The 19,465-nt window shown below is 69.6% G+C and carries 20 protein-coding genes and 4 pseudogenes; 11 read left to right on the top strand and 13 right to left on the bottom strand.

The genetic code is table 11. The features are described 5' to 3' along the window. The 3 genes from BLW32_RS26520 to BLW32_RS26510 form a co-directional block, all read right to left on the bottom strand. Window positions 1-442 (bottom strand): enoyl-CoA hydratase-related protein (locus tag BLW32_RS26520; protein ID WP_437441752.1); only part of this gene is annotated, 442 nt, incomplete at its 3' end. A gap of 25 nt (window positions 443-467) precedes the next feature. Further along, complete coding sequence (locus BLW32_RS26515) at window positions 468-1,499, bottom strand: oxygenase MpaB family protein (RefSeq protein ID WP_074850873.1); 1,032 nt, start codon at window positions 1,497-1,499, stop codon at window positions 468-470. A gap of 84 nt (window positions 1,500-1,583) precedes the next feature. Beyond that, window positions 1,584-2,036 (bottom strand): enoyl-CoA hydratase/isomerase family protein, encoded by a 453-nt coding sequence (locus tag BLW32_RS26510; protein ID WP_217635852.1) that lies wholly within the window; start codon window positions 2,034-2,036, stop codon window positions 1,584-1,586. Window positions 2,037-2,324: 288 nt separating this feature from the next. Between BLW32_RS26510 and BLW32_RS28260 the strand changes: the two are divergent. Beyond that, window positions 2,325-2,477: pseudogene (locus BLW32_RS28260) on the top strand (PaaX family transcriptional regulator C-terminal domain-containing protein); the annotation flags it as partial. Window positions 2,478-2,554: 77 nt separating this feature from the next. On the opposite strand, the gene BLW32_RS26500 reads toward BLW32_RS28260, so the two are convergent. Further along, window positions 2,555-4,213, bottom strand: coding sequence for an MFS transporter (locus tag BLW32_RS26500; protein ID WP_254779356.1), 1,659 nt, complete (start codon window positions 4,211-4,213; stop codon window positions 2,555-2,557). A gap of 164 nt (window positions 4,214-4,377) precedes the next feature. Between BLW32_RS26500 and BLW32_RS26495 the strand changes: the two genes are divergently transcribed. Continuing rightward, entirely contained in the window at window positions 4,378-4,812 is a 435-nt protein-coding gene (locus BLW32_RS26495) for a DUF4440 domain-containing protein (protein WP_068526074.1), read from the top strand. On the opposite strand, the gene BLW32_RS28450 is transcribed toward BLW32_RS26495, so the two are convergent. The 3 genes and pseudogenes from BLW32_RS28450 to BLW32_RS26480 all read right to left on the bottom strand — a co-directional run bounded on the left by BLW32_RS28450 (window position 4,703) and on the right by BLW32_RS26480 (window position 6,697). Further along, window positions 4,703-5,524, bottom strand: coding sequence for an FkbM family methyltransferase (locus BLW32_RS28450; RefSeq protein ID WP_074850265.1), 822 nt, complete (start codon window positions 5,522-5,524; stop codon window positions 4,703-4,705). The genes BLW32_RS26495 and BLW32_RS28450 overlap by 110 nt on opposite strands. A 77-nt stretch (window positions 5,525-5,601) precedes the next feature. Next, window positions 5,602-6,336, bottom strand: a pseudogene (locus BLW32_RS26485) (glycosyltransferase 87 family protein); the annotation flags it as partial. A gap of 85 nt (window positions 6,337-6,421) precedes the next feature. Beyond that, complete coding sequence (locus BLW32_RS26480) at window positions 6,422-6,697, bottom strand: hypothetical protein (RefSeq protein ID WP_074850868.1); 276 nt, start codon at window positions 6,695-6,697, stop codon at window positions 6,422-6,424. Between the two features lie 74 nt (window positions 6,698-6,771). Here BLW32_RS26480 and BLW32_RS26475 point away from each other — a divergent pair, with 74 nt between their 5' ends. Together BLW32_RS26475 and BLW32_RS28490 are read left to right on the top strand one after the other, a co-directional pair. Beyond that, window positions 6,772-8,088 carry a sensor histidine kinase gene (locus BLW32_RS26475; protein ID WP_139286328.1) on the top strand — a complete coding sequence of 439 codons (1,317 nt, stop codon included), beginning with the start codon at window positions 6,772-6,774 and terminating at the stop codon, window positions 8,086-8,088. A gap of 474 nt (window positions 8,089-8,562) precedes the next feature. Then, a pseudogene (locus BLW32_RS28490) lies at window positions 8,563-8,625 on the top strand (LuxR C-terminal-related transcriptional regulator); the annotation flags it as partial. Between the two features lie 95 nt (window positions 8,626-8,720). Here BLW32_RS28490 and BLW32_RS28485 read toward each other — a convergent pair. The 3 genes and pseudogenes from BLW32_RS28485 to BLW32_RS26460 form a co-directional block, all read right to left on the bottom strand. Next, window positions 8,721-8,810, bottom strand: a pseudogene (locus BLW32_RS28485) (hypothetical protein); the annotation flags it as partial. Window positions 8,811-9,227: 417 nt separating this feature from the next. Then, on the bottom strand, window positions 9,228-10,178 hold the full coding sequence (locus BLW32_RS26465; RefSeq protein WP_074850863.1) for a sensor histidine kinase: 951 nt from the start codon (window positions 10,176-10,178) through the stop codon (window positions 9,228-9,230). Further along, entirely contained in the window at window positions 10,175-10,483 is a 309-nt protein-coding gene (locus BLW32_RS26460; protein WP_139286327.1) for a hypothetical protein, read from the bottom strand. The genes BLW32_RS26465 and BLW32_RS26460 overlap by 4 nt, the downstream gene beginning before the upstream one ends. On the opposite strand from BLW32_RS26460, the gene BLW32_RS26455 reads away from it, so the two are divergent. Then, on the top strand, window positions 10,469-11,833 hold the full coding sequence (locus BLW32_RS26455) for a glycosyltransferase 87 family protein (RefSeq protein ID WP_139286326.1): 1,365 nt from the start codon (window positions 10,469-10,471) through the stop codon (window positions 11,831-11,833). The genes BLW32_RS26460 and BLW32_RS26455 overlap by 15 nt on opposite strands. Window positions 11,834-11,910: 77 nt before the next feature. Then, complete coding sequence (locus BLW32_RS28440; protein WP_074850265.1) at window positions 11,911-12,732, top strand: FkbM family methyltransferase; 822 nt, start codon at window positions 11,911-11,913, stop codon at window positions 12,730-12,732. On the opposite strand, the gene BLW32_RS26445 is transcribed toward BLW32_RS28440, so the two are convergent. Further along, window positions 12,623-13,057: a DUF4440 domain-containing protein gene (locus BLW32_RS26445; RefSeq protein WP_068526074.1), complete on the bottom strand. Its 435-nt coding sequence runs from the start codon at window positions 13,055-13,057 to the stop codon at window positions 12,623-12,625. The two genes, BLW32_RS28440 and BLW32_RS26445, sit on opposite strands and share 110 nt — an antisense overlap. A gap of 164 nt (window positions 13,058-13,221) precedes the next feature. Here BLW32_RS26445 and BLW32_RS26440 point away from each other — a divergent pair, with 164 nt between their 5' ends. Continuing rightward, entirely contained in the window at window positions 13,222-14,397 is a 1,176-nt protein-coding gene (locus BLW32_RS26440) for an MFS transporter (RefSeq protein WP_068742465.1), read from the top strand. Here BLW32_RS26440 and BLW32_RS26435 read toward each other — a convergent pair. Further along, the gene (locus tag BLW32_RS26435) at window positions 14,390-15,115 is read right to left on the bottom strand and encodes a PaaX family transcriptional regulator C-terminal domain-containing protein (RefSeq protein ID WP_068742464.1); all 726 of its coding nucleotides are present in this window, start codon (window positions 15,113-15,115) and stop codon (window positions 14,390-14,392) included. The two genes, BLW32_RS26440 and BLW32_RS26435, sit on opposite strands and share 8 nt — an antisense overlap. A gap of 73 nt (window positions 15,116-15,188) precedes the next feature. Here BLW32_RS26435 and BLW32_RS26430 point away from each other — a divergent pair, with 73 nt between their 5' ends. From BLW32_RS26430 to BLW32_RS26415, 4 genes are all read left to right on the top strand, one after another. Beyond that, window positions 15,189-15,857 (top strand): enoyl-CoA hydratase/isomerase family protein, encoded by a 669-nt coding sequence (locus tag BLW32_RS26430; protein WP_068742463.1) that lies wholly within the window; start codon window positions 15,189-15,191, stop codon window positions 15,855-15,857. A 64-nt stretch (window positions 15,858-15,921) separates the two neighbouring features. Continuing rightward, complete coding sequence (locus BLW32_RS26425) at window positions 15,922-16,941, top strand: oxygenase MpaB family protein (protein ID WP_068742462.1); 1,020 nt, start codon at window positions 15,922-15,924, stop codon at window positions 16,939-16,941. A 33-nt stretch (window positions 16,942-16,974) separates the two neighbouring features. Beyond that, the gene (locus tag BLW32_RS26420; RefSeq protein WP_068742461.1) at window positions 16,975-17,958 is read left to right on the top strand and encodes a crotonase/enoyl-CoA hydratase family protein; all 984 of its coding nucleotides are present in this window, start codon (window positions 16,975-16,977) and stop codon (window positions 17,956-17,958) included. Between the two features lie 72 nt (window positions 17,959-18,030). Next, on the top strand, window positions 18,031-18,975 hold the full coding sequence (locus tag BLW32_RS26415) for an oxygenase MpaB family protein (RefSeq protein ID WP_068742460.1): 945 nt from the start codon (window positions 18,031-18,033) through the stop codon (window positions 18,973-18,975). Between the two features lie 25 nt (window positions 18,976-19,000). Here the strand turns inward: BLW32_RS26415 and BLW32_RS26410 are convergent, their stop codons facing one another. After that, a complete protein-coding gene (locus tag BLW32_RS26410; RefSeq protein WP_068526067.1) occupies window positions 19,001-19,369 on the bottom strand; it encodes an ArsR/SmtB family transcription factor in 369 nt (122 codons plus the stop codon). Window positions 19,370-19,465 lie beyond the last annotated feature (96 nt).

The raw sequence follows: 19,465 nt of genomic DNA, 5'->3' as shown, positions 1-19,465 counted from the left end.
GCTTGTTCGCGTGCAGGAGGCTCGCGAAGCCACGGTTGAAACGGCTCATCATCTGGTAGTCGATCATCGGGTCCCACGTGCCCGACGGGTCGTGGTTGCGCGCCTGCACCACGGGATCGAGGACGGATCCGGTCACCGCCGCGCGCTCCTCCGGATGCTCGCCGTTCTCGGCGAAGATCGAGAGGTCGTAGCCGCCGCAGAAGCCCTTGCCGCGCCCCGCGACGAGGATGACGTGCACCCTCGGATCGAGATCCGCGCGCTCGACGGCGTCCGCGAGTTCGATGGGCGTGTCCGCGGTGATCGCGTTGCCGCGCTCGGGGCGGTCGAAGGTGATCCGCGCGACGCGCCCGGTCACCTCGTAGGTCAGCGTCCGGTAGCTCACCTCCCGGTCCTCGCGGTCTCGTCCCGCGTACTGCGGGGACTCGGTCTGCGGGTCCGCCACGCGGCGGGCCGGTCTGCGGGGTCGGTCATCGACGTTCTCCTCGGTGGCGGTCAGGTGGTGGGTCAGTGCGCGGGGCCCGTTGCCGTGCGACGGATCTCGTCCGCCGCGTCCTTCTGCGCCGCGAGCTCGGCTCGCGAGTAGAAGGTGCGCCACCCGGGGGTGCCGAAGCGCCGGCGCAGGCCGAAGTAGGCGGGCCCGAAGAGCCCGCGACGGGGCGCGGGAGGGTGCGCCAGAACAGCCCGTGGAGCTCGCGCTCGATGCGGTCGATCGCGGTGGCGCGCAGGCCCAATTCGTCGTGGAAGCGCTCCGGGACACCGGCGAGGATCCCCACCCGGATGGTCCGCACCAGCGGCAACGACAGCAGCTGCCACACCGGCAGGGGCACCGCGTCCCAGCCGCGCGGCCTGGGCAGGGTGAGTGCGTGGTCGACGATGAACCGCACCTCCGGGCTCACGGCGAGGACGTCGTCGACGATCGGTTGCCAGTACTCGACGAAATCGGCGTAGGTGTCGGGGAGCCCGCGGACTCCGTACCGTCGCCCGATCTCGGTGAGTGCGCGGTACGCCTCCTCGCGCTCGCCGTCCGTGCGGAAGAGACCGAACTCCTCGGCGATGTCGATGCCGCCCTTGAGGATCGATCCCCAGGTCCAGTTCCAGACGTCCTTGTTCCAGGCGTGGTACGGCGTCCCGTCGGGCATGGAGCCGGCGATCGGGCGGTGCAGCTCGTAGAGCCCGTGCGCGACGTCGTCGGCCTCCGGCCCGGCGAAGACGATCCCATGACCATCTCGTACGTGCTGATCAGGCGGCGCGCGGTGGCCTGCAGGGGGCAGGCCCTCGCTGCCGTTGAGGGCGCGGTCCTTCTCGCTCAGCACGTGGGCGATCTTGGGGTGCAGGGTCGGCATGATCAGCGCGGGGACGTTGGCGTACAGCAGGACCAGCGGATGGCCCGCGATCCAGCGACCGAAGCCGCCGGGCGCCAACGGATCCGCGGCGTTCGTTCCGCCGACCCGACCGTCGTCGGCGAGGGGCGGGGCGAGAGAGACGACGGTGCCGTCCACGGGCGTCTGGGATCGGTCATGACGGGTTCTCCTGGGAGGGGATGAGGGCTGGTTCGGGCCGCGCCGAGCGACGTCGGCGGCGCGTCATCGGGCCGCAGAGGTGGGCGGCATCGCGGGTTCCGCGAGTCGGTGGAGGACGTGCTCGTACCGGGTCCGCTTGATCACGGCGAGGTTCTCGCCCCGCATCGGGGCGAGAGCGGCCGCGCGCACGATCGCCGACGCGAGAACACCGTCCTGCTCGACGATCTCATCGACGAGCCCGGCGTGCAGGGCGGCTTCGGCGTCGTACCGCTGGGCCGTCACCATCGCCGCATGTGCGACGGCGGGCGCGACCCGCGCGCCGACCAGCGCGCTCATCCCCGGGAGGAAGGGGAACCCGAGGCGCGCCTCCGGCAGGCACAGGTATCCGCGGTCGGCGCGCATGACCCGCTGGTCGTGCGCCAGGGCGAGGAGCAGCCCGCCCGCGTAGGTGTGTCCCTGGAGCGCGGCGACGGTGGGCGTGCCGGAGCCGAGCAGCCTGCCGAGCAGCCCCTGCACCGCGTCCAGGTAGCCGTCCTCGGCGAAGGCCCCGGTTCGAGGCCGTTCGAGTAGAAGCGTCCGCTCCCGGTGGTGACGAGCGCAGCGGGCCCCGAGACCGCGTCCACGTCGTCCAGGACGGCGTGCAGAGCCGTGACCAGCGTCCCGTCGAGGCGATTCTCGCCGTCTCCGAGGTCGCAGATCAGCACTGCGCCGTCGCGTGTCAGATTCACCATGCCCGAAGCATTACATATTTCAATCATCCGACGCAATGTTGTAATGATCGCGCCGGTGTAACCTGTTCCCCTGATGGACAGCGCTCTCGTACCCCCGGTGACAGCGCGATCCGCTGTCTTGAGCCTGCTCCTCGGCGCGAATCCGCCTACGCTCAGCGGGCGCGAGATCATCGGCGCGATGGACCTTTTCGGTATCACGGAATCGACGACGCGGGTCGCCCTCACCCGGATGGTGGCGAACGGCGACCTCACTCGCGATCGCGGCGTGTACACGCTCTCCGAGCGGCTGGCGCAGCGCCAGCGCTACGCGCAGCCGCCGGAGCAACGGGACTGGACCGGGACCTGGGAGATGGCGGTCGTCACCGCGACCGGCCGCAGCGCCGCGGACCGGGTCGCACTGCGAGGAGATGCGCCGGCAGCGCGTCGCCGAGCTCCGGGAGGGTGTCTGGACCCGCCCCGCGAACCTCCGCCGCCGCTGGCCGCAGGCCCTCCTCGACGTCTCGGTCTGCTTCGAGTCCCGACCCACCTCCGACCCGGCGGCACTCGCCGCGCAGCTGTGGACCTCCCCGCCTGGTCCGCGCGCGGCAACGAGTACCTGGCGCTGATCGCGGCCGTCGACGACGAGCCCGCCAGGTTCCGGACCATGGTCGCGGCGGTGCACCACCTGCAGACCGACCCGCTCCTCCGGCGGAGTTCCTGCCCGTGGACTGGCCCGCCGCCCAGCTGACGTCGTTGTACGACGACTACCGCGCGTGGCTCGCCGAGCTCCGCGACAGCCTCGCGCCCGTCAGATAGCGCCCGAATCCTCGTGGGGCGGCTGCCCGCGTCCGGCCCGGTGAGGACCGCAGCCAGACCGATCGCGACTATGCACGCTCCTGTGACCCATCCCCAGCCGACGGCGGCGGCTGCACTCGCGCCGAAGGCCGCGCCGGCGCTGCCCCCGACGAAATAGACGAGCATGTACACACCGTTGTAGCGGGCCGGCGCCGCCGGATCGATGTCCAGGACGGTGGATTGGTTCGCCACCTGTGCGGCGAAGAGCCCGGCGTCGAAGGCGGCGAGCGCGATCAGAGTGACCACGGCGTCGTTCAGGCCGACGGCCAGGGCCACGCAAGCAGCCGCAGCGAGCACCAGGCCGGCGAGGATCACGGGACGGGCACCGACGCGGTCGGTCCAACGACCGGCGATGCGGGTCGCGACGATGCCGGCCAGTCCAGCCAGCGCGTAGAGCCCGATCCTTTCAGCGCTCAGGGAGCGCGGCGGCTGCGACAACGCCACGGCGAGTCCGGACCACACGGCGCAGAAGGCGAAGAACCACAGCGCGCCCCGGAAGGCGGCGCCGCGCAGCGTGGCGGAGCGACGGAGCAGGCCCGGCATGGACCACAGCCCGGAGATGTAGGACTGGGTGACCAGGCCGCGCTCCGCGGGGAGAATCGCCGCCGAGACCACCGCGACGATCGCGCACGCGGCCGCGGCGGTGAGCAGCATCGCCCTCCAGCCGATCTCATCACTGAGCCATCCGCCGGCGATGCGACCGATGAGGATTCCCGCCGAGATTCCGGCGGTGACGATCCCGAGATCCGTCGAGCGCCTGCCGACCGGCGCGAGGCGGCCGACGAGGGAACTCAGACCCGCGCCGACCGACGAGCATGCGCCCGTGACCAGGAGGACCACTCCGAGCACCGCGGCAGAGGGGGCGACGACCGTCGCGGCGAGCGCGACCGCCAACGCCGCGAATTGCAGCGCGAGGACGGAGCGGGGCGGGAACCGGTCCACGAGCGGCACCAGGAGCGCCAACCCGAGCATGTAGCCGACCGGTCCGCACGAGAGTGCGACGCCGACGGCGCCGATGCCGGTGCCGAATGACGCCGCGACATCGGCGATCGCCGGCTGAAGCGGGTAGATCGTCGCGGTCCCCAGCGCGGCCGCGACGGACATGAAAAGGACGGTCGCGCTGGTCATTGCGGTTGCTTCCCTGGTTCTGGTCACGCCTTCGAAACTACGAAGCGTACGGCTCCCACGCTGGCGGGAACGAGACATCACCGATGCGCCCGCAACGCGACCACCTCCTGGCCGCGCAGCAGCGACCTTGACCCCAAGCGGAGTTGAGCTCCTACCGTCGGGTCATGTCCACCGAACTCCACCGCCCCGCCCTCGATCACCGTGATCCCGACGCCGACGCCGCCGTGGAGCGGCTCGTCTCCGTGCTCCAAGCCGGATTCGACAGCGGCGACGCCGACCAGTACGACTCGACGTTCGCTGATGACATTCTGTGGGGAACACCGAAGGGCCAGTGGCTTGCGGGGTTCCCCGCACTCAACTCCGCCCATCACCGCATGATGGGCGACACCCCCGTCGAACCCGCGTCGCGGTTCGAGGTCATCGGATCAACGCATCCCGCTCCCGATGTCGTTGTCGCGCAGGTCTGCCGCACAGCGCTCAACGGCGGTTTCAGCGAGGTCGCGATGTACGTCCTCGTCCGCCGGGCCGACCGGTGGTGGGTGGCCGCGGCCCAGAACACGCCCGTGTCCGCGGTCCTTCCTCCGATCGATCCCGTGTGAGGCAGTGATCCGCGACCGCCGTGCCCGTACGGTCCGGTGTGAAGAGGTAGTTCCGCACGCCCGGGACCGGGCCGACCGTGGGTTCCCATCGGCCGCGGGAGTACACCGAGCACGTGTACCCGCGGCGAAGAAGGGTCTCGAACACCTCCGCTGGGGAGCGTCCGAACTTGGACAGGTGCCTGTACTCGATCTCCAACAACCAGGTCGGCGAGAATCGGCGAAGAGTCTCACCCGCACCATCGAGCATGGCCGCCTCCATCCCCTCGATGTCGGCCTTGACGACGTCGACGCGATCCAGCCCGGCCGCAGCGACGATGGCGTCCAGTGTGACCACCTCGACGTCGAAGTGGTCGAATCGGGAGAACTCCTCGTGGTTCGGGCCTCGCCTCGTTGCGACCGAGCCGCGACCGACGACGGCACGGCCTCGCCGGCGAGGTACCTCGAAGGTGACGCGTCCCGCCTGAGAACCAACAGCGCGCCCGACCACGTCGAGTTGCGTCGCCCGCAGCAATCGACGCACCCATCGGAGCCAGCTGCACAGCACCGGGTTGGCTTCGATGACGAGGGTGCGGCCGAGCGGAGCTGCCGCGCTGAACTGTGTTGCGTAGAGACCATATTCACCGCCGATGTCCAGGCAGACGGCATCCACCGGGAGTAGTGCGGCGACCGCGGCCGATTCCGGCTCGACGCACCAGAGGGTCTTCGCGGCCATTCCGAGGCACGCGGCCGCGAAGCGATGGCCGGCAGCTGCGCGGGCGGGTGTCGGCCCGGCGGATGCGCGATCCCCCGTCACGACCGGGTGCCCTTCTCCGCGAGCGATGCCCCATCCGGGTGCACGACCTCCGCGGCGCGGGAGCCGGCTACCTGCGCGACCACGCCGAGGACGCCGAGCACGAACGGCAGGACGAAGTAGCCTGCACGAGAAACCGGAGAGACCAGAAAGAGGATCGTGTAACCGGCGGCCGCGAGCAGCAGTATGTCCGTCAGGCCCAGGTGCCTCTTCGCCAGCGCGATCCAGGTGATCGCCACCGCGGAAGCCAGCAGGGACGTCACGATGCCGGCGTACCCGAGGAATCCCTTCTCGGCGAGAGCGCCACCGAGTGCGCTTGCGCCGGCGGGCGACTCGATCGCAGAGAGACCCAGCGGGAACTCGATAGCGCTCCGCGCGAAACCTCGCGGATCGACCAGCACGGCGGGGAGGACGGCTGCCCCGACGATGGCGGCGACCACCGCCGCCCACCGACGAATCTCCGCACGACGGCCCCGTCGGACCTGGACGACGATCATCATCGCTGCGAGCGGCCAGAACGTGAACTTGATCGCACACCCCACACCGACCACGATCGCGTTCAGGCGGTACTCGCCCGTCCAGAGGGTTATCACCGCGAGCCCCGCCAGCGCTGCGACGGGCAGGTCCACTCCGCCGGTCGCGATCGGGATCGCCACCAACGGGCAAGCGATCATCAGCATCTCTGCGCGTACAGCGATTTCGTGTCCACCAACCGGCGCAGGCTCACCCACGTGACGACGGCGAAGAAGAGCGTGAAGGAGATTCGCGGATCCCCGAGTGGGTTCTCTCCGAACGCGGCGCCAGGAATCCCGAACACGCTCATGAGCGGGAAGTACGGAAAGACGTCGTCGACAACAGCGGGTCGGTCACGTACGGGCTCGCGGACGCGAGGGCTCTGATCGCGCCGTCGCGAACGATGCCGACCTCATGCTGGGAGAGGCCGCGGACGATCAGCGCCACGCCCGGAAGCACCGCGCAGAAGCCGGCCGACACCGCGGCGATCGCACCGATGGACCACCGTCGCCGGAGAAGCATGCCGGCGCACCCGCAGTAGCCGACGAAGGCGAACATGGCCCAGACCGCGTGGGGTTCCATGCGGTGGAGGTCCCTAGGACGAACGCATAGACAGCGAGGCCCACGGCACTCAGCGTGGCGATGGCACGGACTCGATGACCTTCGCGCAGGCACGGAATCATTCTGCGCGACTTGATGTCCCCGTCGATGTCATTCATGCTCTTCACCCTGACCTCCACCTGCGAGAACGGCGTCACTCGAAAGAGCCAACTTTCTCGGCGAGAGCTGCTCGGGGCCGGCTGCCCGGGCTACGGTGGCACCACGATGGATGCCATGAACAGCACGCACGACAACGCCGAACACCTGGTACCCGGCGCCGATCGCTGGCGCTGGACATCACAGCGTGGATCGCCGCCGGCGCAATGACGCTGCTCGCTCTGGTGCCGAACGCCACGCTCTTCGCCACCTACGCCACCGGCGTGGCGGTCTCGGTGATCCAGGCGCTTCCGCTCGTCCGTCGTCCGGCGGTGGCCGATCGCGGCGATGGCGGTCCAGTGCGCCGCAATCGTCACGGCATCGGTGCTCGCGGCCGGTGTCGCTTTCCCCTGGTCTGCCACGACGATTCTCGTCGGATCGTCGTGATCGGGATCGTCGCGGCCAGGGGCTCGGATCGAACTGTCGCCGTCTGCCTCGCGGCGATCGTCGCGACGGCTGCGGTCGCCCCGATCCGGCACCACATGCCACTGGGCTACTTCACCGCAGGCGCTCTGGCCGGCGCTGTGTTCGTACTCGTGATCCGGCTGATCGTGCATCTGCGCGAGACATCGGCGCGCCTGCAGGCGGAGCGACGTTTACGCGCCGTCGACGAGGTCCGAAAGGAGGCCGCAGCGCAGCGCTCCGCCCTGTCCGCTCAGGTCCACGACATCGTGGGTCATCACCTCGCCGCCATCTCGCTGACCGCGTCGTCCGAAGCCGGGCGCGCGAGCTCCGGCGCCGAGAAGAACCACGCGCTGTCCGATATCGCGACCTCCGCCGCCCTCGCCCTGTCCGAGATCCGCTCCGTTCTCGACGAAACATCGCTACATCCCGGCCCCGCGACCGAGGCCGACCCCGCCTCGCTCGCCCAGTTCCTCGCGGGGTGGGAGGACGTCGGAGTGCATATCAACCACAGTGGCGTGAGCATCATCGACGCGGCGGACCCGGCCCTGCGCCACGAGGCGTACCTGGTGACCCGACAGGCGATCACGAACGCCGTCCAGCACGGCCGGACGAAGTCGGTCCGCCTCATCGTCGCCGACGAAGGCGCGGTTCTCCGACTCACGATCGCCAACGACGCGGACCAGGGGGACGTCGTCCTCGGCCGGGGGTTGACGAGCATGCGGACCCGCTTGGCGAAGCACGGCCACGACCTCGCGATCCGCACCGGGGATGGTGTCTTCGAGCTCGATGTCACCCTCGTCAAGGAGACTTGAGCGGTGGTGTCCGTACTCCTGGCCGACGACGATCCGACCGTCCGTGCGGCGATTCGGAAAATCCTCGACGGCCACTCTTCGATCACCGTCGCCGGCGAAGCCGTCAACGGGGTGACGCGTGATCCAGTCGCGCGGCCTCGACGTCGAGTCATGCTTCTCGACATCGGATGCCGCTCCTCACCGCTCGAGGTCGCCGCGAGGTGCTCGGTGACCGGACGAGGGCCACGAAAGTCGTGCTCCTCACGACGTTCGACTCGACGAATACGTCTATGAGGCCTTGTTCGGCGTGAGCGGCTTCCTGGTCAAGTCCTCGACACCCGACATGATCACTCGGCGATCCTCGAGGCCGTCAACGGGACGTACTGCTCTCCCCGTCCGTCACGGTACGGCTGGTGAAGAAGTACTCGCGCGCGTACCGGCACGTGACACACAGCTCTCGCCCGCCTCACCGGCGAGAACGCGAGGTGCTAAGCGATAGCAACAGGGCTGTCCAACAGGGAGATCGCCGCCGACCTCGTCATCGCCGAGGAGACCGTCAAGACCCACATCGGGCGGATCCTGCACAAGCTGCAGCTCCGCGACCGCACACAGCCGTGGTGGTTCTGGTACGAGAACGACTCGGCTGACGATCGTCAGCGCGAGGCGTTGTTACCGAGCCACACCTGTGTGCGGTCGCGAGCCTGCAGCTTGTGCAGGATCCGCCCGATGTGGGTCTTGACGGTCTCCTCGCGATGACGAGGTCGGCGGCGATCTCCCTGTTGGACATCCCTGTGCTATGCTTTGAGCACCTCGCGTTCTCCGCCCGGTGAGGGGGGCGAGGAGCTGTGTGTCGACGTGCGGTAACGCGCGCGAGTACTTCTTCACCAAGCCGTACCGTGACGGACGGGAGAGCAGACGTTCCCCGTTACCGGCCTCGAGGATCGCCGACGTGATCATGTCGGGTGTCGAGGATGACCAGGAGCCCTCACGCCGAGACGAAGGGCCTCATAGACGTATTCGTCGAGGTCGAACGTCGTTAGGAGCACGACTTTCGTGGCCCTCGTCCGGTCACCGAGCACCTCGCGGGCGACCTCGAGGCCGGTGAGGAGCCGGCATCCGAATGTCGAGAAGCAGACGTCGACGTCGAGCCGCCGACTGGATCAACGCGTCACCCCCGTTGACGGCTTCCCGCGACGTGATCGAAGAGTGGCCGTCGAGGATTTTCCGAATCGCCGACGGACGGTCGATCGTCGTCGCCAGGAGTACGGACACCACCGCTCAGTCTCCTTGACGAGGGTGACATCGAGCTCGAAGACACCATCCCCGGTGCGGATCGCGAGGTCGTGGCCGTGCTTCGCCAAGCGGGTCCGCATGCTCGTCAACCCCCGGCCGAGGACGACGTCCCCCTGGTCCGCGTCGTTGGCGATCGTGAGTCGGAGAACCGCGCCTTCGTCGGCGACGATGAGGCGGACCGACTTCGTCCGGCCGTGCTGGACGGCGTTCGTGATCGCCTGTCGGGTCACCAGGTACGCCTCGTGGCGCAGGGCCGGGTCCGCCGCGTCGATGATGCTCACGCCACTGTGGTTGATATGCACTCCGACGTCCTCCCACCCCGCGAGGAACTGGGCGAGCGAGGCGGGGTCGGCCTCGGTCGCGGGGCCGGGATGTAGCGATGTTTCGTCGAGAACGGAGCGGATCTCGGACAGGGCGAGGGCGGCGGAGGTCGCGATATCGGACAGCGCGTGGTTCTTCTCGGCGCCGGAGCTCGCGCGCCCGGCTTCGGACGACGCGGTCAGCGAGATGGCGGCGAGGTGATGACCCACGATGTCGTGGACCTGAGCGGACAGGGCGGAGCGCTGCGCTGCGGCCTCCTTTCGGACCTCGTCGACGGCGCGTAAACGTCGCTCCGCCTGCAGGCGCGCCGATGTCTCGCGCAGATGCACGATCAGCCGGATCACGAGTACGAACACAGCGCCGGCCAGAGCGCCTGCGGTGAAGTAGCCCAGTGGCATGTGGTGCCGGATCGGGGCGACCGCAGCCGTCGCGACGATCGCCGCGAGGCAGACGGCGACAGTTCGATCCGAGCCCCTGGCCGCGACGATCCCGATCACGACGATCCCGACGAGAATCGTCGTGGCAGACCAGGGAAAGCGACACCGGCCGCGAGCACCGATGCCGTGACGATTGCGGCGCACTGGACCGCCATCGCCGCGATCGGCCACCGCCGGACGACGACGAGCGGAAGCGCCTGGATCACCGAGACCGCCACGCCGGTGGCGTAGGTGGCGAAGAGCGTGGCGTTCGGCACCAGAGCGAGCAGCGTCATTGCGCCGGCGGCGATCCACGCTGTGATGTCCAGCGCCAGCGATCGGCGCCGGGTACCAGGTGTTCGGCGTCTGTCGTGCGTGCTGTTCATGGCATCCATCGTGGTGCCACCGTAGCCCGGGCAGCCGGCCCGAGCAGCTCTCGCCGAGAAAGTTGGCTCTTTCGAGTGACGCCGTTCTCGCAGGTGGAGGTCAGGGTGAAGAGCATGAATGACATCGACGGGGACATCAAGTCGCGCAGAATGATTCCGTGCCTGCGCGAAGGTCATCGAGTCCGTGCCATCGCCACGCTGAGTGCCGTGGGCCTCGCTGTCTATGCGTTCGTCCTAGGGACCTCCACCCGCATGGAACCCCACGCGGTCTGGGCCATGTTCGCCTTCGTCGGCTACTGCGGGTGCGCCGGCATGCTTCTCCGGCGACGGTGGTCCATCGGTGCGATCGCCGCGGTGTCGGCCGGCTTCTGCGCGGTGCTTCCGGGCGTGGCGCTGATCGTCCGCGGCCTCTCCCAGCATGAGGTCGGCATCGTTCGCGACGGCGCGATCAGAGCCCTCGCGTCCGCGAGCCCGTACGTGACCGACCCCGCTGTTGTCGACGACGTCTTTCCGTACTTCCCGCTCATGAGCGTGTTCGGGATTCCTGGCGCCGCGTTCGGAGAGAACCCACTCGGGGATCCGCGAATCTCCTTCACGCTCTTCTTCGCCGTCGTCACGTGGGTGAGCCTGCGCCGGTTGGTGGACACGAAGATCGCTGTACGCGCAGAGATGCTGATGATCGCTTGCCCGTTGGTGGCGATCCCGATCGCGACCGGCGGAGTGGACCTGCCCGTCGCAGCGCTGGCGGGGCTCGCGGTGATAACCCTCTGGACGGGCGAGTACCGCCTGAACGCGATCGTGGTCGGTGTGGGGTGTGCGATCAAGTTCACGTTCTGGCCGCTCGCAGCGATGATGATCGTCGTCCAGGTCCGACGGGGCCGTCGTGCGGAGATTCGTCGGTGGGCGGCGGTGGTCGCCGCCATCGTCGGGGCAGCCGTCCTCCCCGCCGTGCTGGTCGATCCGCGAGGTTTCGCGCGGAGCGCTATCGAGTTCCCGCTGGGTCTCTCTGCGATCGAGTCGCCCGCCGGCGCAAGCGCACTCGGTGGCGCTCTCGCCGAGAAGGGATTCCTCGGGTACGCCGGCATCGTGACGTCCCTGCTGGCTTCCGCGGTGGCGATCACCTGGATCGCGCTGGCGAAGAGGCACCTGGGCCTGACGGACATACTGCTGCTCGCGGCCGCCGGTTACACGATCCTCTTTCTGGTCTCTCCGGTTTCTCGTGCAGGCTACTTCGTCCTGCCGTTCGTGCTCGGCGTCCTCGGCGTGGTCGCGCAGGTAGCCGGCTCCCGCGCCGCGGAGGTCGTGCACCCGGATGGGGCATCGCTCGCGGAGAAGGGCACCCGGTCGTGACGGGGGATCGCGCATCCGCCGGGCCGACACCCGCCCGCGCAGCTGCCGGCCATCGCTTCGCGGCCGCGTGCCTCGGAATGGCCGCGAAGACCCTCTGGTGCGTCGAGCCGGAATCGGCCGCGGTCGCCGCACTACTCCCGGTGGATGCCGTCTGCCTGGACATCGGCGGTGAATATGGTCTCTACGCAACACAGTTCAGCGCGGCAGCTCCGCTCGGCCGCACCCTCGTCATCGAAGCCAACCCGGTGCTGTGCAGCTGGCTCCGATGGGTGCGTCGATTGCTGCGGGCGACGCAACTCGACGTGGTCGGGCGCGCTGTTGGTTCTCAGGCGGGACGCGTCACCTTCGAGGTACCTCGCCGGCGAGGCCGTGCCGTCGTCGGTCGCGGCTCGGTCGCAACGAGGCGAGGCCCGAACCACGAGGAGTTCTCCCGATTCGACCACTTCGACGTCGAGGTGGTCACACTGGACGCCATCGTCGCTGCGGCCGGGCTGGATCGCGTCGACGTCGTCAAGGCCGACATCGAGGGGATGGAGGCGGCCATGCTCGATGGTGCGGGTGAGACTCTTCGCCGATTCTCGCCGACCTGGTTGTTGGAGATCGAGTACAGGCACCTGTCCAAGTTCGGACGCTCCCCAGCGGAGGTGTTCGAGACCCTTCTTCGCCGCGGGTACACGTGCTCGGTGTACTCCCGCGGCCGATGGGAACCCACGGTCGGCCCGGTCCCGGGCGTGCGGAACTACCTCTTCACACCGGACCGTACGGGCACGGCGGTCGCGGATCACTGCCTCACACGGGATCGATCGGAGGAAGGACCGCGGACACGGGCGTGTTCTGGGCCGCGGCCACCCACCACCGGTCGGCCCGGCGGACGAGGACGTACATCGCGACCTCGCTGAAACCGCCGTTGAGCGCTGTGCGGCAGACCTGCGCGACAACGACATCGGGAGCGGGATGCGTTGATCCGATGACCTCGAACCGCGACGCGGGTTCGACGGGGGTGTCGCCCATCATGCGGTGATGGGCGGAGTTGAGTGCGGGGAACCCCGCAAGCCACTGGCCCTTCGGTGTTCCCCACAGAATGTCATCAGCGAACGTCGAGTCGTACTGGTCGGCGTCGCCGCTGTCGAATCCGGCTTGGAGCACGGAGACGAGCCGCTCCACGGCGGCGTCGGCGTCGGGATCACGGTGATCGAGGGCGGGGCGGTGGAGTTCGGTGGACATGACCCGACGGTAGGAGCTCAACTCCGCTTGGGGTCAAGGTCGCTGCTGCGCGGCCAGGAGGTGGTCGCGTTGCGGGCGCATCGGTGATGTCTCGTTCCCGCCAGCGTGGGAGCCGTACGCTTCGTAGTTTCGAAGGCGTGACCAGAACCAGGGAAGCAACCGCAATGACCAGCGCGACCGTCCTTTTCATGTCCGTCGCGGCCGCGCTGGGGACCGCGACGATCTACCCGCTTCAGCCGGCGATCGCCGATGTCGCGGCGTCATTCGGCACCGGCATCGGCGCCGTCGGCGTCGCACTCTCGTGCGGACCGGTCGGCTACATGCTCGGGTTGGCGCTCCTGGTGCCGCTCGTGGACCGGTTCCCGCCCCGCTCCGTCCTCGCGCTGCAATTCGCGGCGTTGGCGGTCGCGCTCGCCGCGACGGTCGTCGCCCCCTCTGCCGCGGTGCTCGGAGTGGTCCTCCTGGTCACGGGCGCATGCTCGTCGGTCGGCGCGGGTCTGAGTTCCCTCGTCGGCCGCCTCGCGCCGGTCGGCAGGCGCTCGACGGATCTCGGGATCGTCACCGCCGGAATCTCGGCGGGAATCCTCATCGGTCGCATCGCCGGCGGATGGCTCAGTGATGAGATCGGCTGGAGGGCGATGCTGCTCACCGCCGCGGCCGCGTGCGCGATCGTCGCGGTGGTCTCGGCGGCGATTCTCCCCGCGGAGCGCGGCCTGGTCACCCAGTCCTACATCTCCGGGCTGTGGTCCATGCCGGGCCTGCTCCGTCGCTCCGCCACGCTGCGCGGCGCCGCCTTCCGGGGCGCGCTGTGGTTCTTCGCCTTCTGCGCCGTGTGGTCCGGACTCGCCGTGGCGTTGTCGCAGCCGCCGCGCTCCCTGAGCGCTGAAAGGATCGGGCTCTACGCGCTGGCTGGACTGGCCGGCATCGTCGCGACCCGCATCGCCGGTCGTTGGACCGACCGCGTCGGTGCCCGTCCCGTGATCCTCGCCGGCCTGGTGCTCGCTGCGGCTGCTTGCGTGGCCCTGGCCGTCGGCCTGAACGACGCCGTGGTCACTCTGATCGCGCTCGCCGCCTTCGACGCCGGGCTCTTCGCCGCACAGGTGGCGAACCAATCCACCGTCCTGGACATCGATCCGGCGGCGCCGGCCCGCTACAACGGTGTGTACATGCTCGTCTATTTCGTCGGGGGCAGCGCCGGCGCGGCCTTCGGCGCGAGTGCAGCCGCCGCCGTCGGCTGGGGATGGGTCACAGGAGCGTGCATAGTCGCGATCGGTCTGGCTGCGGTCCTCACCGGGCCGGACGCGGGCAGCCGCCCCACGAGGGATTCGGGCGCTATCTGACGGGCGCGAGGCTGTCGCGGAGCTCGGCGAGCCACGCGCGGTAGTCGTCGTACAACGACGTCAGCTGGGCGGCGGGCCAGTCCACGGGCAGGAACTCCGCCGGGAGGAGCGGGTCGGTCTGCAGGTGGTGCACCGCCGCGACCATGGTCCGGAACCTGGCGGGCTCGTCGTCGACGGCCGCGATCAGCGCCAGGTACTCGTTGCCGCGCGCGGACCAGGCGGGGAGGTCCCACAGCTGCGCGGCGAGTGCCGCCGGGTCGGAGGTGGGTCGGGACTCGAAGCAGACCGAGACGTCGAGGAGGGCCTGCGGCCAGCGGCGGCGGAGGTTCGCGGGGCGGGTCCAGACACCCTCCCGGAGCTCGGCGACGCGCTGCCGGCGCATCTCCTCGCGCAGTGCGACCCGGTCCGCGGCGCTGCGGCCGGTCGCGGTGACGACCGCCATCTCCCAGGTCCCGGTCCAGTCCCGTTGCTCCGGCGGCTGCGCGTAGCGCTGGCGCTGCGCCAGCCGCTCGGAGAGCGTGTACACGCCGCGATCGCGAGTGAGGTCGCCGTTCGCCACCATCCGGGTGAGGGCGACCCGCGTCGTCGATTCCGTGATACCGAAAAGGTCCATCGCGCCGATGATCTCGCGCCCGCTGAGCGTAGGCGGATTCGCGCCGAGGAGCAGGCTCAAGACAGCGGATCGCGCTGTCACCGGGGGTACGAGAGCGCTGTCCATCAGGGGAACAGGTTACACCGGCGCGATCATTACAACATTGCGTCGGATGATTGAAATATGTAATGCTTCGGGCATGGTGAATCTGACACGCGACGGCGCAGTGCTGATCTGCGACCTCGGAGACGGCGAGAATCGCCTCGACGGGACGCTGGTCACGGCTCTGCACGCCGTCCTGGACGACGTGGACGCGGTCTCGGGGCCCGCTGCGCTCGTCACCACCGGGAGCGGACGCTTCTACTCGAACGGCCTCGAACCGGGGGCCTTCGCCGAGGACGGCTACCTGGACGCGGTGCAGGGGCTGCTCGGCAGGCTGCTCGGCTCCGGCACGCCCACCGTCGCCGCGCTCCAGGGACACACCTACGCGGGCGGGCTGCTCCTCGCCCTGGCGCACGACCAGCGGGTCATGCGCGCCGACCGCGGATACCTGTGCCTGCCGGAGGCGCGCCTCGGGTTCCCCTTCCTCCCGGGGATGAGCGCGCTGGTCGGCGCGCGGGTCGCGCCCGCCGTCGCACATGCGGCGATGGTGACGGCCCAGCGGTACGACGCCGAAGCCGCCCTGCACGCCGGGCTCGTCGATGAGATCGTCGAGCAGGACGGTGTTCTCGCGTCGGCGATCGTGCGCGCGGCCGCTCTCGCCCCGATGCGGGGCGAGAACCTCGCCGTGATCAAGCGGACCCGGTACGAGCACGTCCTCCACCGACTCGCGGAACCCGCGATGCCGCCCACCTCTGCGGCCCGATGACGCGCCGCCGACGTCGCTCGGCGCGGCCCGAACCAGCCCTCATCCCCTCCCAGGAGAACCCGTCATGACCGATCCCCAGACGCCCGTGGACGGCACCGTCGTCTCTCTCGCCCCGCCCCTCGCCGACGACGGTCGGGTCGGCGGAACGAACGCCGCGGATCCGTTGGCGCCCGGCGGCTTCGGTCGCTGGATCGCGGGCCATCCGCTGGTCCTGCTGTACGCCAACGTCCCCGCGCTGATCATGCCGACCCTGCACCCCAAGATCGCCCACGTGCTGAGCGAGAAGGACCGCGCCCTCAACGGCAGCGAGGGCCTGCCCGACCTGCAGGCCACCGCGCGCCGCCTGATCAGCACGTACGAGATGGTCATGGGGATCGTCTTCGCCGGGCCGGAGGCCGACGACGTCGCGCACGGGCTCTACGAGCTGCACCGCCCGATCGCCGGCTCCATGCCCGACGGGACGCCGTACCACGCCTGGAACAAGGACGTCTGGAACTGGACCTGGGGATCGATCCTCAAGGGCGGCATCGACATCGCCGAGGAGTTCGGTCTCTTCCGCACGGACGGCGAGCGCGAGGAGGCGTACCGCGCACTCACCGAGATCGGGCGACGGTACGGAGTCCGCGGGCTCCCCGACACCTACGCCGATTTCGTCGAGTACTGGCAACCGATCGTCGACGACGTCCTCGCCGTGAGCCCGGAGGTGCGGTTCATCGTCGACCACGCACTCACCCTGCCCAGGCCGCGCGGCTGGGACGCGGTGCCCCTGCCGGTGTGGCAGCTGCTGTCGTTGCCGCTGGTGCGGACCATCCGGGTGGGGATCCTCGCCGGTGTCCCGGAGCGCTTCCACGACGAATTGGGCCTGCGCGCCACCGCGATCGACCGCATCGAGCGCGAGCTCCACGGGCTGTTCTGGCGCACCCTCCCGCGCCCCGTCGCGGGGCTCTTCGGGCCCGCCTACTTCGGCCTGCGCCGGCGCTTCGGCACCCCCGGGTGGCGCACCTTCTACTCGCGAGCCGAGCTCGCGGCGCAGAAGGACGCGGCGGACGAGATCCGTCGCACGGCAACGGGCCCCGCGCACTGACCCACCACCTGACCGCCACCGAGGAGAACGTCGATGACCGACCCCGCAGACCGGCCCGCCGCGTGGCGGGACCCGCAGACCGAGTCCCCGCAGTACGCGGGACGAGACCGCGAGGACCGGGAGGTGAGCTACCGGACGCTGACCTACGAGGTGACCGGGCGCGTCGCGCGGATCACCTTCGACCGCCCCGAGCGCGGCAACGCGATCACCGCGGACACGCCCATCGAACTCGCGGACGCCGTCGAGCGCGCGGATCTCGATCCGAGGGTGCACGTCATCCTCGTCGCGGGGCGCGGCAAGGGCTTCTGCGGCGGCTACGACCTCTCGATCTTCGCCGAGAACGGCGAGCATCCGGAGGAGCGCGCGGCGGTGACCGGATCCGTCCTCGATCCCGTGGTGCAGGCGCGCAACCACGACCCGTCGGGCACGTGGGACCCGATGATCGACTACCAGATGATGAGCCGTTTCAACCGTGGCTTCGCGAGCCTCCTGCACGCGAACAAGCCGACCGTGGCGAAGCTGCACGGCTTCGCGGTCGCCGGTGGCACCGACATCGCCCTGTACGCCGACCAGATCATCTGCGCCGCCGACACCCGTATCGGCTACCCACCCACCCGGGTGTGGGGCGTCCCCGCCGCCGGCATGTGGGCGCACCGCATCGGCGACCAGCGGGCGAAGCGCCTCCTCCTCACCGGCGACACCATCACCGGTGCTCAGGCTGCCGAATGGGGCCTCGCCGTCGAGGCGCCAGCCCCCGAGCTGCTCGACGAGCGCACCGAAGACCTCGTGGCGCGCATCGCGCGGCTGCCCATCAACCAGCTCATCATGACCAAGCTCGCGCTGAACAGCGCGCTCCTCGCGCAGGGCGTGGGCAATTCCGCGATGATCAGCACCGTGTTCGACGGTGTCTCCCGGCACACGCGCGAGGGGTACGCGTTCCAGCAGCGTGCCGCTGCGGCCGGATTCCGGACCGCGGTTGCCGAGCGGGACGGCCCCTTCGGCGACGGCAAGCGGTGACCGAAGAATGCTAAGTTATCGAATGTTCTCATTTCGAGGACACGCTCGAGATTGCGGTTGCATGATAGGGATATGGCCGTCATCGATCAGGCTCTGATCCGCTCCCGCCGTGCGCGGCGGCCCGAGACGCTCGCCGACCTCATGACCATGGTCGGCCTGACGAGCGGCGTCGCGAACATCATCATGCAGCTCTCGCTGCCCGCGGTCGGGCACGGAGTCCACGAGAGTCGCGTCGTGTCCGGCAGCCCGCGCCGACGGCCGTTCAAGCGCCTCCGGACCACGTCGCAGCACCTGGTGGTCTCCGTGCTCGGGAACGAGTCCGACCGGGACGCCTTCCGCGAGGAGATGCGCGCGGTGCACGCCCACGTGCACTCCACCGAGAGCAGTCCCGTCAGGTACAGCGGCAACGCCCGCGACCTGCAGCTCTGGGTGGCGGCGTGCCTCTTCCGCTTCTACATCGACCAGTACGAGCTGCTCTACGGTCCGCTCGACCGTGCCGCCCTCGACGTGCTCACGCCCGCCGCCGCCCCGCTCGCCACCGGGGTCAACGTCCCGGAGTCCGCGTGGCCGCAGAGCTGGCACGAGTTCGAGGACTACTGGGATTCGATGCTGCCCTCGCTGTCGATCGCTCCCGAAGTCCGCGACGACCTGAAGTCCCTCTCGGACTTCATGTTCCTCCACGAGGCGCTCGGTGCCCCGGGCTGGGTCCTCGCCAGGGTCTTCGGCCCGCTCAACCACTTCCTCACGCGCGGCAACCTCCCGTCGGAATTCCGGGACATGCTCGGATGGAAGTGGTCCGAGGCGGAGCAGCTGTGGTTCGAGCGGTTCCTGCGTCTGGTTCGCGTGGCGGACGTCGTGAACCCGCAGGCGATCAGGCTGTACGCCCAGCTCATGCTCCTCGATCTCCGGTTGCGGCTGCGCGTGCGCGGCTCGATCCTCGGGGCCGAGAAGGTCGTCGACGCGCCGCTGGGCGAGCAGGGGCGCACCCCCGCCGAGCGCCGCCGGAACCGCCGCTAGCCCGACGGTCCGCCGACGGGCGCCGTCAGGTGGCGGAGAGCTCTGTGGCCGCGGGCCGGTCGGCGAGGCCCATGCGCAGGTGTTCGCTGTGGTACACGGCCTCGTCGAGGAGCTGGGCCACGTGGTTGTCGTAGAGGCTGTAGACGATGCTGCGCCCCTCACGGACGCCGGTGACCAGGCCGAGGTTGCGTAGGAGCCGGAGCTGGTGGGAGACCGCCGACGGTTCCATCGCCACTGCGGCAGCGAGGTCGCCCACGGCCATCGCCTGCCCGCGCAGCTGCGAGAGGATCAGGAGACGGCTCGGCGTGGCGAGCGCCTGCAGTGTGGTGGCGACCCGCTCGGCGGTCGCGGCGTCGAGCGGGGCGGCGCCGTCGCCGGTGATCCGGTGTCCCATGACCTGGCAGTCTACCGGGCGAGTGTTATATGAAGAGCTGTTCAGATATGCTGATGTCCGACGGTGCGCGGGCCGTGCAGCCGGGATGCGAGGGAG

The sequence above is a fragment of the Tsukamurella tyrosinosolvens genome (assembly GCF_900104775.1).
Classification (GTDB): Bacteria; Actinomycetota; Actinomycetes; order Mycobacteriales; family Mycobacteriaceae; genus Tsukamurella; species Tsukamurella tyrosinosolvens.
Note: the sequence above shows the minus strand (reverse complement) of the source record. Positions and strands in the feature narration are given on the sequence as shown.